Below are 13,134 nucleotides of genomic sequence, written 5' to 3'. Positions count from 1 at the left end.
ATACTTTAAATACTTAATACTATGGCAAAAGAAAAATTCGACCGTTCGAAACCGCATGTGAACATCGGTACCATCGGACACGTTGACCACGGTAAGACCACCCTTACCGCTGCTATCACGACCGTTCTGGCTAAGAAAGGTCTGTCGGAGCTTCGTTCGTTCGACTCCATCGACAACGCTCCTGAGGAGAAAGAGCGTGGTATCACGATCAATACCTCGCACGTTGAGTACCAGACGGCCAACCGTCACTATGCTCACGTAGACTGCCCCGGACACGCCGACTATGTGAAGAACATGGTTACCGGTGCCGCTCAGATGGACGGTGCCATTCTGGTAGTTGCCGCAACGGACGGCCCGATGCCCCAGACCAACGAGCACGTGCTGCTCGCCCGTCAGGTGAACGTTCCCCGCATCGTTGTTTTCTTGAACAAGTGCGACATGGTGGACGACCCTGAAATGCTCGACCTCGTCGAGATGGAGGTTCGCGACCTGCTTTCGAAATACGAATATGACGGCGACAACGCTCCCGTTATCCGCGGTTCCGCACTCGGCGGCCTGAACGGCGAGCCGGCATGGGAGGACAAGATCATGGAGCTGATGAACGCTGTTGACGAGTATATTCCGATCCCGCAGCGTGAGAACGAGAAGCCGTTCCTGATGCCTGTCGAGGACGTGTTCTCGATCACCGGCCGCGGTACCGTTGTAACGGGCCGTATCGAGACCGGTATCATCCACGTAGGCGATCCCGTCGAGATCGTAGGTCTTGAGGAGAAGACCCTGACTTCGACCTGTACGGGTGTCGAGATGTTCCGCAAGCTGCTCGACGAGGGCGAGGCCGGCGACAACGTAGGTCTGCTGCTCCGCGGTATCGACAAGAAAGAGGTTAAGCGCGGTATGGTAGTCGCTAAACCCGGCTCGATCACCCCGCACACCGAGTTCGAGGCTGAGGTCTACATCCTGAAGAAGGAAGAGGGTGGCCGTCACACGCCGTTCCACAACAACTATCGTCCCCAGTTCTATCTGCGTACGATGGACGTGACCGGTGAGGTTCACCTGCCCGCAGGCGTAGACATGGTTATGCCCGGCGACCACGTGACCATCACCGTGAAGCTAATCTACCCGGTAGCTATCAACGAAGGTCTGCGTTTCGCAATCCGCGAGGGTGGCCGTACGGTAGGTGCAGGTCAGATCCTGAAGATCGTGAAATAATTTTCACAACCCATAGGGAAGCGGTGTTCCGCACCGCTTCCCGCTTTTAGGAGCATAGTTCAAGGGTAGAATAGCGGTCTCCAAAACCGTTGATGGGAGTTCGAATCTCTCTGCTCCTGCCAAAGAGTAAAAGAAAAAAAGGTATGTTCAATTACGTTAAAGAATCCTACAACGAGCTTGTAAACAAGGTGACGTGGCCCACGTTTCCCCAGCTCCAAAGCTCTACGATCGTCGTGATGGTGGCTTCGGTCATTTTCGCCATTGTCGTGCTGGCTATGGACCTGACGTTCGAGAACCTGATGGCCGTCATTTACAAGACACTGGGTAATCTTGGCCGTTAATTGTTGCTGAAACGATGAGCGAGATTAAGAAGCAGTGGTATGTCGTCCGGGCTATCGGCGGTAAGGAAAACAAGGTCAAAGAGTATATCGAGGCCGAAATCCGCCATAATAATCTGGAGGAGTATATATCTCAGGTGCTGATTCCCACCGAAAAGGTATACACCATCCGCAACGGAAAGAAAGTTTCCAAGGAGAAGGTTTCTTATCCGGGCTACGTATTGGTGGAGGCCGCGTTTGTAGGTCAGATTCCGATTATAATTCGTAACACTCCCAATGTGCTGGGTTTCCTCGGCGATACCAAGGAAGACAGTCGCAAGATGAATGCCACGCCGCTGCGTCCGCAGGAGGTGGCCCGCATCCTCGGCCGCGTCGACGAGATGAATGCCATGGAGGAGGAGAACGAAATACCATTCTTTGTCGGCGAGACCGTCAAGGTCACCGATGGCCCTTTCTCAAGCTTCCAGGGTACCATCGAGGCCGTCGACAACGAGCGCAAGAAACTCACGGTATCGGTGAAGATATTCGGGCGCAAGACTCCTATGGAGTTGGGTTTCACACAAGTAGAAAAAGAATAATTAACCAAGGAAAACTATGGCAAAAGAGGTTGCTGCATTTATTAAATTGCAGATCAAAGGTGGTGCCGCCAATCCTTCGCCCCCGGTTGGTCCCGCATTGGGTTCTAAGGGAGTCAATATCATGGACTTCTGTAAGCAGTTCAATGCGCGTACCCAGGACAAGGCAGGGAAGGTTCTCCCGGTCATCATCACGGTTTACAGCGATAAGTCGTTCGACTTTGTTGTAAAACAGCCGCCTGTAGCTATTCAGCTCAAGGAAGCAGCCAAAGTGCAGAAGGGTTCCGCACAGCCTAACCGCGACAAGGTCGGTCAGGTGACGTGGGATCAGGTGCGCGAGATCGCTCAGGACAAAATGCCTGACATGAACTGCTTTACCTTAGAGGCTGCTATGCGTATGATCGCTGGTACCGCTCGCAGTATGGGTATCAACGTCGTCGGTGAATTTCCTAATATGTAATCGAAGATGAGTAAGTTGACAAAAAATCAAAAGATCGCCTACGCCAAGGTGGAAGCCAATAAGGCTTACAAGCTCTCGGAGGCTGCCGCTCTTCTGAAGGAGATTACGTTCACGAAATTCGACGCTTCGGTTGATATCGACGTGCGTCTGGGAGTCGATCCCCGCAAGGCCAATCAGATGGTCCGCGGCGTTGTGACGCTGCCCCACGGTACGGGTAAGCAGGTGCGCGTGCTGGTGCTCTGTACTCCTGAGAAGGAGGCTGAGGCTCAGGCTGCCGGCGCCGATTACGTAGGTTTGGACGAGTTTGTTGATAAGATCAAGGGCGGCTGGACCGACGTTGACGTTATCATCTGCACGCCGAACGTAATGGGCAAGGTAGGTGCGCTGGGCCGTATTCTGGGTCCCCGCGGCCTGATGCCTAACCCCAAGACCGGTACGGTTACGATGGAGGTGGGCAAAGCCGTTCAGGAAGTGAAATCGGGTAAGATCGACTTCAAGGTCGACAAATTCGGTATCATTCACACTTCGGTAGGTAAGGTTTCGTTCTCGGCCGAGCAGATCGTGGACAACGCGAAAGAGGTGCTGAACATGATTCTCAAACTGAAACCGGCTGCTGCGAAAGGTTCTTATGTGAAGAGTATTTATCTCTCGACCACGATGAGTCCCGGCTTGCAGATTGATTCCAAATCAGTAGAAACCAAATAAGAAGGAGGAGAGAAGAGATGACAAAGGAAGAAAAACTGGTCGTTATTAACGCCATTGCCGAGCAGCTCCAAGCTTATCCTCACTTCTATATCGCCGACATCGCGGCGCTTGACGCAGAGCAGACCGCTGCCCTGCGCCGCAAGTGCTTCGAAAACGACGTCAAACTGGTAGTCGTGAAGAACACGCTGCTGGGCAAGGCGCTGGAGAAGGTGGAGAAGGCTGACGCTGATCTGGTAAAAGTATTGGAGGGTCCGACCTCGATTATGTTCGCCAACGTTGCGAAGGCTCCTGCGGTCCTGATCAAGGAATTCCGCAAGAAGTCCGACAAACCTGTTCTGAAGGCGGCTTTCGCCGAAGGATGCGTTTACGTGGGCGACGATCAGCTGGACGCTCTGTGTAACATCAAGTCGAAGGAGGAGCTTATCGGCGATATCATCGCACTGCTCCAGTCTCCTGCGAAGAATGTTATTTCTGCATTGCAGGCTAATGCAGGCCAAAAGATTGCGGGCATCGTGAAGACGCTCGAATCGAGAAACAACTAATCACAATCAAGAATTAAACAAAATTTAATAAGCTTACAACTATGGCAGACGTAAAGAAACTTGCTGAAGAACTGGTAAACCTCAAGGTTACCGAGGTAAACGAATTGGCTACCATCCTCAAGGAGGAGTATGGCATTGAACCGGCTGCTGCCGCTGTTGCCGTTGCAGCTCCCGCTGCTGGCGCAGGCGAGGCTGCTGCCGCCGAGAAGTCGACTTTCGACGTGATTCTGAAGACCGCCGGTCAGGCAAAACTTCAGGTTATCAAGGTCGTTAAGGACCTCGCCGGTCTTTCGCTGGGCGACGCTAAAGCTCTCGTTGACGGCGCTCCCAAGGCTGTTAAAGAGGGTGTCTCCAAGGAAGAGGCCGAGTCGATCAAGGCTCAGCTTGAGGAGGCTGGTGCTGAAGTTGAGCTTAAGTAGCATTGCTGCTTAAGTCGTTTCAGACGATTCAGGTATAGGGCTTACCGGCGTGTAAGCTCTATGCCTTTTCTTGGTCTAAAGACTGGAAGTGCCGAGCAGGAGCTGTGTCCACTCTTTGGAAGAAAGGATGCTCCCGGGGCGAAATACGCCTGCAAACGGGGGCATTGGCGGGATAATAAATACCCGGCAACGCGGGGGAGCGTAACCCACCAGAATTACACTTCAACATAATTTGGATTTTACGATGTCCACAGCAAAAACACAACAAAGAATTAGCTTTTCGACAGTCAAGAACCGGGTGCCTTATCCCGATCTGCTGGAGGTACAGCTTAAATCATTCCGGGACTTTTTCCAGATGGACACCACGGCCGAAAATCGTAAAAACGAGGGGCTGTACAAGGTGTTTCAGGAGAATTTCCCCATTACGGATACCCGGAACAATTTCGTTCTGGAGTTCATCGACTACTATATCGACCCGCCGCGCTACTCGATCGAGGAGTGTCTGGAGCGCGGGCTGACGTACAGCGTTCCCCTGAAAGCCAAACTCAAGCTTTACTGCACGGACGACGAGCACGAAGATTTCGGTGTCGTCGTTCAGGATGTGTACTTCGGTACGATTCCCTATATGACCGAACGCGGTACGTTCGTCATCAACGGTGCGGAGCGTGTCATCGTATCCCAGCTGCACCGTTCGCCGGGCGTGTTCTTCGGACAGAGCATGCACACCAACGGCACGAAGCTCTATTCGGCGCGTATCATTCCTTTCAAGGGTTCGTGGATCGAATTTGCAACGGACATCAACAACGTGATGTATGCCTACATCGACCGTAAGAAGAAGCTTCCCGTCACCACGCTGCTGCGCGCCATCGGCTACGAGGCGGACCAGCAGATTCTCGAAATCTTCGATCTGGCGGACGAAGTGAAGGTCACGAAGGCCAACCTCAAGAAGGCCGTGGGCCGCAAGCTCGCCGCACGTGTGCTTTCGACGTGGGTCGAGGACTTTGTGGACGAGGATACGGGCGAGGTGGTTTCCATCGAGCGCAACAACGTTATCGTGGACCGCGAGACGGTCCTCGAAGAGGAACATGTGGACCAGATTCTCGAAAGCGGCGCCAAGACGATCCTCCTGCATAAGGAGAGCCTGTCTGGCATCGACTTCTCGATCATATACAATACCCTGCAGAAAGACCCCTGCAACTCCGAGAAGGAGGCTGTCGTTTACATCTACAGGCAGCTGCGCGCTTCGGAGCCGCCCGATGAGGCGACGGCGCGCGACGTCATCGAGAAGTTGTTCTTCTCGGACAAGCGCTACGACTTGGGCGACGTGGGCCGCTACCGCATCAACAAGAAGCTGGATCTGGATACCGATCCGGCCATTCGCACGTTGACGCGCGAGGACATCATCGCCATTATCAAATACCTGATCCAGCTGATCAACTCCAAGGCCGACGTGGACGATATCGACCACTTGTCGAACCGCCGCGTGCGCACCGTGGGCGAACAGCTGTCGAATCAGTTCTCGGTAGGTTTCGTGCGTATGGCGCGTACGATCCGCGAGCGTATGAACGTGCGTGACAACGAGGTGTTTACGCCGGTGGACCTGATCAACGCCAAGACGTTGTCTTCGGTGATCAACTCGTTCTTCGGCACTTCGCAGCTCTCGCAGTTCATGGACCAGATCAACCCGCTGGCCGAAATTACGCACAAGCGCCGTCTGTCGGCCCTCGGCCCCGGCGGTCTGTCGCGTGACCGCGCCGGTTTCGAGGTGCGAGACGTACACTACACGCATTACGGCCGTCTCTGCCCGATCGAGTCGCCGGAAGGCCCGAACATCGGTCTGATTTCGTCGCTCTGCGTTTATGCGAAGATTTCGCCGATGGGATTCATCGAGACTCCCTACCGGAAGGTCGAGAACGGACAGATCGACATGAACAACGACGACATCCGCTACTACTCGGCCGAAGAGGAGGAGGGCAAGATCGTCGCGCAGGCGAACATGCCGATCGACGACGAAGGCCACTTCCTGCAACCCGACCGTATCAAGGCGCGCGAAGGCGCCGACTTCCCGGTGGTTACCGCCGAGGAGGTGAATCTGATGGACGTGGCTCCGAACCAGATCGCTTCGATCGCCGCGAGCCTTATCCCGTTCCTCGAACACGATGACGCCAACCGCGCCCTGATGGGTTCGAACATGATGCGTCAGGCCGTGCCTCTGGTGACTACGGACGCTCCTATCGTCGGCACGGGCATCGAGAAGGACATGATCTCTGACAGCCGCATCCAGATCGTGGCCGAAGGCGACGGCGAAGTGACTTTCGCCGACGCGACGAAGATACAGATCAGGTACGAGCGTACGGAAGACGAGATTCTGGCGTCGTTCGAGCCGGAAGTGACCACATACGAGCTTCCGCGCTACCGCCGTACCAACCAGAATACTTCCATCACCCTGAAACCCATCGTACTGACGGGCGACAAGGTCGTGAAGGGACAGATCCTTACCGAAGGCTATTCGACGCAGCACGGTGAGCTGGCTCTGGGCCGCAACCTGAAGGTGGCGTTCATGCCTTGGAAGGGTTACAACTTCGAGGACGCCATCGTGATTTCGGAGCGTATCCAGCGTGAGGACATCTTCACGTCGGTGCACGTTGACGAGTACATCATGGAGGTGCGCGACACCAAGCGCGGTGTCGAGGAGCTGACTTCGGACATTCCGAACGTGAGCGAGGACGCTACCAAGGACCTCGACGCGAACGGTATCATCCGTATCGGCGCCAACGTGCATCCGGGCGACATCCTGATCGGCAAGATCACCCCGAAGGGCGAAAGCGATCCTTCGCCTGAGGAGAAGCTGCTCCGCGCCATCTTCGGCGACAAGGCCGGCGACGTGAAGGACGCCTCGCTCAAGGCGCAGCCTTCGCTGCACGGCGTGGTGATCGACACGAAGCTCTACAGCCGCGCCAACAAGGAGGGCAAGAAGGGCAAGAGCGCCGAGAAGGTGCAGATCGAGAAACTCGACGAGAAGTTCGCAGCCGAGATTGCGGAGCTGACCAAACGGCTGGTGGCCAAGTTGTGGACCCTGCTTCAGGGCAAGACCACGACCGGCGTCACCGACTACTTCGGCGTGGAACTCTATCCCGCAGGCACGAAATTCTCGCAGAAGATGCTGGAGGAGATCGCCCGCAAGACCACGGACGAGAAGACCGGCGTGGTGATGGGTTATCTGAATCTCGGCACCTGCAAGTGGACGGGTGACGCCCACACCGACGCGCTGATCGAAGCTACCATTAACAATTATACCATCGAATGGAAGAAGGCCGACGCCGCCATCAAGCGTGAGAAGTACAACATCACCAACGGCGACGAGCTTCCGCAGACGGGCGTCATTCAGATGGCCAAGGTCTACATCGCCAAGAAGCGCAAGCTCAAGGTGGGCGACAAGATGGCAGGACGCCACGGCAACAAGGGTATCGTAGCCCGTATCGTGCGCGACGAGGACATGCCGTTCCTCGAAGACGGTACGATCGTCGATATCTGTCTGAACCCGCTGGGCGTGCCTTCGCGAATGAACCTCGGACAGATTTACGAGACCGTGCTCGGATGGGCGGGCCGTGAACTGGGCCTGAAGTTCGCAACGCCGATCTTCGACGGTGCGTCGCTCGACCAGATCAACGAGTACACGGCCAAGGCGGGTATTCCGCACAGCGGCCGTACGTACCTCTACGACGGCGGCACGGGCGAAATGTTCGACCAGCCGGCGACGGTGGGCATGATCTACATGCTCAAGCTCGGCCACATGATCGACGACAAGATGCACGCCCGTTCGATCGGTCCCTACTCGCTCATCACGCAGCAGCCGCTCGGCGGTAAGGCCCAGTTCGGCGGCCAGCGTTTCGGTGAGATGGAGGTTTGGGCGCTCGAAGGCTTCGGCGCCGCCAACATCCTGCAGGAGATCCTGACCATCAAGTCCGACGACGTGATGGGCCGCGCCAAGGCTTACGAGGCGATCGTCAAGGGCGAGAACCTGCCCAAGCCGGGTATTCCGGAGGCTATGAACGTGCTGCTGCACGAGCTTCGCGGTCTGGCCCTGTCGGTCAAACTCGAATAAGGTATAATTTGAGGATAAGAAAAACGAAGAACAAATATGTCAATTTCCAAAGACAATAAGACGAACAATGGTTACAGCCGCATTTCGATTGGCTTGGCCTCCCCTGAGGAGATTTTGGCCCAGTCGAGCGGTGAGGTGCTCAAGCCCGAAACCATTAACTATCGTACCTACAAGCCTGAGCGCGACGGTCTGTTCTGCGAACGCATTTTCGGTCCCGTCAAGGACTACGAATGCCATTGCGGCAAGTACAAGCGTATCCGCTACAAGGGCATCGTCTGCGACCGCTGCGGTGTGGAGGTGACCGAGAAGAAGGTGCGCCGCGAGCGTATGGGCCACATTTCGCTGGTCGTGCCCGTGGTTCACATCTGGTACTTCCGTTCGCTGCCCTCGAAGATCGGTTACCTGCTGGGTATTCCGTCGAAGAAGCTGGAGGCGATCATCTATTACGAGCGTTACGTCGTGATCAACGCCGGCGCCGCCGCCGGGCAGGGCATCGAGCGTCTGGCCACGCTTTCGGAGAAGGAGTATCTCGACGTGCTGGCCGCGCTGCCGAAGGGCAATCAGGCGCTGGATGACAGCGATCCCAACAAGTTTGTCGCGCAGATGGGCGCCGAGGCGATCTACACGCTTCTGAAGACCGTGGACCTCGATTCGATGTCCTACGCGCTGCGTCACAAAGCTTCGACCGAGACTTCGCAGCAGCGTAAGAGCGAAGCCCTCAAGTGCCTGAACGTCATCGAGTCGTTCCGCGCGTCGGAGGGTAAGAACAAGCCCGAATGGATGGTGCTGAACGTCATTCCGGTCATTCCGCCCGAACTGCGTCCGCTGGTGCCGCTGGACGGCGGCCGTTTCGCCACGTCGGACCTGAACGACCTCTACCGTCGTGTCATCATCCGCAACAACCGTCTGAAGCGGCTCATCGAGATCAAGGCTCCGGAGGTGATTCTGCGCAACGAGAAGCGCATGCTGCAGGAGGCCGTCGATTCGCTGTTCGACAACTCGCGCAAGAGCAACGCCGTGAAGAACGAGTCGAACCGTCCGCTCAAGTCGCTGTCGGATTCGCTCAAGGGCAAGCAGGGACGTTTCCGTCAGAACCTGCTGGGTAAGCGTGTCGATTATTCGGCCCGTTCGGTCATCGTCGTCGGCCCTGAGCTGAAGATGCACGAGATGGGTATTCCGAAGGACATGGCGGCCGAGCTTTACAAGCCGTTCGTGATCCGCAAGCTCATCGAGCGCGGCATCGTGAAGACGGTGAAATCCGCGAAGAAGATCATCGACCGGAAAGACCCCGTGATCTGGGGTATTCTGGAGAATGTCATAAAGGGACACCCCGTGCTGATGAACCGCGCCCCGACCCTGCACCGTCTGGGTATTCAGGCGTTCCAGCCCAAGCTGATCGAGGGCAAGGCAATGCAGCTCCACCCGCTGGCATGTACGGCGTTCAACGCCGACTTCGACGGCGACCAGATGGCCGTGCACCTGCCGCTGGGCAATGCCGCCATTCTGGAGGCCCAGCTGCTGATGCTCGGTTCGCACAACGTCCTTAACCCGGCCAACGGCGCGCCTATCACCGTGCCGTCGCAGGACATGGTCCTCGGTCTGTACTACATCACCAAACCCCGCAAGGGCGTGAAGGGCGAAGGCCGCGTATTCTACGGTCCTGAGGAGGCTATCATCGCCTACAACGAGCGTCAGGCGGACCTGCACGCCATCGTGAAGTGTCTGGTGGACGACATCGACGAGAACGGCAATCCGATTACCGAATTGAAGGAGACGACCATCGGCCGCATCCTCTTCAATCAGGTGGTGCCCAAGGAGGTCGGTTATATCAACGAAATCCTCACGAAGCGTTCGCTGCGCGACATCATCGCCGTGGTGATGAAGAAGGCCGGTGCCGACAAGGTGGCCGCTTTCCTCGACGATATCAAGCATATGGGTTACCAGATGGCCTTCCGCGGGGGTCTGTCGTTCAACCTCGACGCCGTGATTATCCCCGAAGAGAAGGAGAAACTCGTGCAGGAGGGTTACGAGCGTTCGGACTCCATCATGGAGGACTACAACATGGGTCTGATCACCAACAACGAACGTTACAACCAGATCATCGACGTCTGGACGAACATCAATACCAAGCTCACGAAGGTCGTGATCGACACGCTGATCAAGGACGACGACGGTTTCAACCCGGTATACATGATGCTCGACTCCGGCGCCCGTGGTTCGAAGGAGCAGATTCGTCAGCTGAGCGGTATGCGCGGTCTTATGGCCAAGCCGCAGAAGTCGGGCGTCGAGGGCGGTCAGCAGGTCATCGAGAACCCGATCCTCTCGAACTTCAAGGAGGGACTTTCGGTGCTGGAGTACTTCATTTCGACGCACGGTGCCCGTAAGGGTCTTGCCGATACCGCGCTTAAGACCGCCGACGCAGGTTATCTGACCCGTCGTCTGGTGGACGTTGCGCAGGACGTGATTATCAACGAAGAGGACTGCGGTACGCTCCGCGGCCTGACGGCTACGGCCATCAAGCGCAACGACGACGTCGTGCAGACCCTCTACGACCGCATTCTCGGCCGTACGGCCCTGAACGACGTGATCCATCCGCTTACGGGCGAAGTGATCTGCAAGGCCGGCGAGGAGATTACCGAGTCGATCGCCGAAGCGATCGAGAAGTCGCCGCTGGAGTCGGTCGAGATCCGCTCGGTGCTGACCTGCGAGGCGCGCCGCGGCGTATGCGCCAAATGCTACGGCCGCAACCTTGCCACTGCCCGCATGGTGCAGAAGGGCGAAGTGGTCGGCGTGATCGCCGCTCAGTCGATCGGCGAGCCGGGTACGCAGCTTACGCTCCGTACGTTCCACGTCGGCGGTGTGGCCGGCGGTACGGCCGTCGAGACCAATGTCGTTTCGAAATACGAAGGCCGTCTGGAAATCGACGAGCTGCGCACCGTCAAGGGCAAGAACGCCATGGGCGAGGCGATTGACATCGTTATCTCGCGTCAGTCGGAGTTCCGCATCGTCGATCCCAAGACCGAAATCGTTCTTTATACGCACAACCTGCCTTACGGCGCGACGCTCTTCATGGCGGACGGCGCCGAAGTCAAGAAGGGCGACATGATCTGCGAGTGGGACCCCTACAACGCCGTTATTATTTCGGAGTACGAGGGCCGCGCCGTTTACGAAAACATCATCGAGGGCGTTACCTACCGCGATGAGCGCGACGAGCAGACCGGACTTTCGGAGAAGGTGGTCACCGAGTCGAAGGACAAGACCAAGAACCCCGTCATCAAGATCGTCAACAAGGAGGGCGAGGAGGTCAAGCAGTACAACCTGCCCGTTTCGGCCCACGTCGTGGTGAAGGACAACGCCAAGATCAAGGCCGGCGATATCCTCATCAAGATCCCGCGTGCCGTCGGCAAGTCGGGCGGCGACATCACCGGCGGTCTGCCGCGTGTTACCGAGCTGTTCGAAGCCCGCAACCCGTCGAACCCCGCCATCGTTTCGGAAATCGACGGCGAGGTGTCGTTCGGCAAGATCAAGCGCGGTAACCGTGAGATCATCATCACCTCGAAACAGGGCGATATGAAGCGTTATCTCGTGCCCCTGTCGCGTCAGATCATCGTGCAGGAGAACGACTACGTGAAGGCCGGAAGCCCGCTGTCGGACGGCGCCATCACTCCGAGCGACATCCTCAATATCCTCGGCCCGACGAAGGTGCAGGAGTACATCGTCAACGAGGTGCAGGAGGTGTACCGCATGCAGGGTGTGAAGATCAACGACAAGCACTTCGAGGTCATCGTCCGCCAGATGATGAACAAGGTGCGGATCGAGGATCCGGGAGACACCCGTTTCTTCGAGGACCAGACCGTCGACAAGTGGGAGTTCATGGACGTCAACGACGAACTTTACGACAAGGTGGTCGTTACCGACGCCGGCGATTCGACGTCGCTGCAGCCCGGACAGATCGTTTCGCTGCGCAAGCTCCGCGACGAGAATTCGAGCCTCAAGCGCCGCGACATGAAGCCCGTGCAGGTGCGCGATATTATTCCCGCAACCTCGACGCAGGTGCTGCAGGGTATTACCCGCGCTGCGCTGCAGACTTCGAGCTTCATCTCGGCCGCATCGTTCCAAGAGACCACCAAGGTGCTCAACGAAGCTGCCATCCAAGCGAAGGTCGATCCGCTGGAGAACCTCAAGGAGAACGTCATCTGCGGTCATCTGATCCCCGGCGGTACGGGTCTGCGCGAGTACGACAACCTCGTGGTCGGTTCGAAAGCCGAGCTGGAATCGCTTCAGCAGGCGCAGTAAACCTACGTTATATATACGATTCGAAAGAAGCCGTTCCAGAAGGAACGGCTTCTTTTTTACCGTGTCCGGATTATTTCATTGTCTTTATCACGTCACTGTCCCGATAATTATGCGTAAATCGAAATGGTTCATAATCCCGGCGGCTTGGCTGGCTGTTTTCTTATCGGTCGGATGCGTTGGCCGCCCCAAACCGGGTGTTTCGGCGCAAGCGGAGATGACCGCTGACGGAGTTGCTGCGAATAGCTGAAAACCCTGTACGCTGCAGCGAAGCGTGCTTGGCGCTGTTCGAACTTACGGGACCGGCGAAAACCTGCCAAGAGAGCTGGCAGACCGGAACTGCCGAAAAAGAGTGCGAGGAGTGGAGAGGATGCGCAGGCCGGGATGTCGGCGTTGCTGCCCTGTGATACCGCAGGCCGGATCGTTATTTTCATACGATGACGCCGGGCGGCTGACGCGGACCCATGCGAATCCCGGCCCGCAAAAAC

General features: G+C 56.7%; 9 protein-coding genes and 1 tRNA gene. All 10 read left to right on the top strand.

Translation table 11 applies throughout. The annotated features are described in order from the left end of the window. The first annotated feature begins 21 nt into the window (after positions 1 to 21). The 10 genes from tuf (at position 22) to rpoC (ending at position 12,649) form a co-directional block, all read left to right on the top strand. Positions 22 to 1,209 carry an elongation factor Tu gene (gene tuf, locus ACESTR_RS09020; protein WP_009596396.1) on the top strand — a complete coding sequence of 396 codons (1,188 nt, stop codon included), beginning with the start codon at positions 22 to 24 and terminating at the stop codon, positions 1,207 to 1,209. 48 nt (positions 1,210 to 1,257) lie between these two features. Then, positions 1,258 to 1,331: transfer RNA gene (locus ACESTR_RS09015), tRNA-Trp, on the top strand. Positions 1,332 to 1,352: 21 nt separating this feature from the next. Beyond that, complete coding sequence (gene secE, locus ACESTR_RS09010; RefSeq protein WP_009596332.1) at positions 1,353 to 1,550, top strand: preprotein translocase subunit SecE; 198 nt, start codon at positions 1,353 to 1,355, stop codon at positions 1,548 to 1,550. A 14-nt stretch (positions 1,551 to 1,564) separates the two neighbouring features. After that, positions 1,565 to 2,125, top strand: coding sequence for a transcription termination/antitermination protein NusG (gene nusG / locus ACESTR_RS09005; protein ID WP_009596421.1), 561 nt, complete (start codon positions 1,565 to 1,567; stop codon positions 2,123 to 2,125). Positions 2,126 to 2,141: 16 nt separating this feature from the next. After that, positions 2,142 to 2,582 carry a 50S ribosomal protein L11 gene (gene rplK / locus ACESTR_RS09000; protein WP_009596474.1) on the top strand — a complete coding sequence of 147 codons (441 nt, stop codon included), beginning with the start codon at positions 2,142 to 2,144 and terminating at the stop codon, positions 2,580 to 2,582. A gap of 6 nt (positions 2,583 to 2,588) precedes the next feature. Continuing rightward, entirely contained in the window at positions 2,589 to 3,287 is a 699-nt protein-coding gene (rplA, locus tag ACESTR_RS08995) for a 50S ribosomal protein L1 (RefSeq protein ID WP_195289993.1), read from the top strand. Positions 3,288 to 3,304: 17 nt separating this feature from the next. Continuing rightward, entirely contained in the window at positions 3,305 to 3,829 is a 525-nt protein-coding gene (gene rplJ / locus ACESTR_RS08990) for a 50S ribosomal protein L10 (RefSeq protein ID WP_009596430.1), read from the top strand. Positions 3,830 to 3,870: 41 nt separating this feature from the next. Beyond that, positions 3,871 to 4,248, top strand: coding sequence for a 50S ribosomal protein L7/L12 (gene rplL / locus ACESTR_RS08985; RefSeq protein WP_009596324.1), 378 nt, complete (start codon positions 3,871 to 3,873; stop codon positions 4,246 to 4,248). A gap of 244 nt (positions 4,249 to 4,492) precedes the next feature. Beyond that, entirely contained in the window at positions 4,493 to 8,353 is a 3,861-nt protein-coding gene (gene rpoB, locus ACESTR_RS08980; RefSeq protein ID WP_195559517.1) for a DNA-directed RNA polymerase subunit beta, read from the top strand. A 36-nt stretch (positions 8,354 to 8,389) separates the two neighbouring features. Then, the gene (rpoC, locus tag ACESTR_RS08975; protein WP_195559518.1) at positions 8,390 to 12,649 is read left to right on the top strand and encodes a DNA-directed RNA polymerase subunit beta'; all 4,260 of its coding nucleotides are present in this window, start codon (positions 8,390 to 8,392) and stop codon (positions 12,647 to 12,649) included. Positions 12,650 to 13,134: the final 485 nt, after the last annotated feature.

This window comes from Alistipes sp. DJF_B185 (genome assembly GCF_964250025.1).
GTDB lineage: Bacteria > Bacteroidota > Bacteroidia > Bacteroidales > Rikenellaceae > Alistipes > Alistipes finegoldii.
The sequence above is the reverse complement of the archived record's forward strand: the minus strand, read 5'-3'. Positions and strand labels throughout refer to the sequence as shown.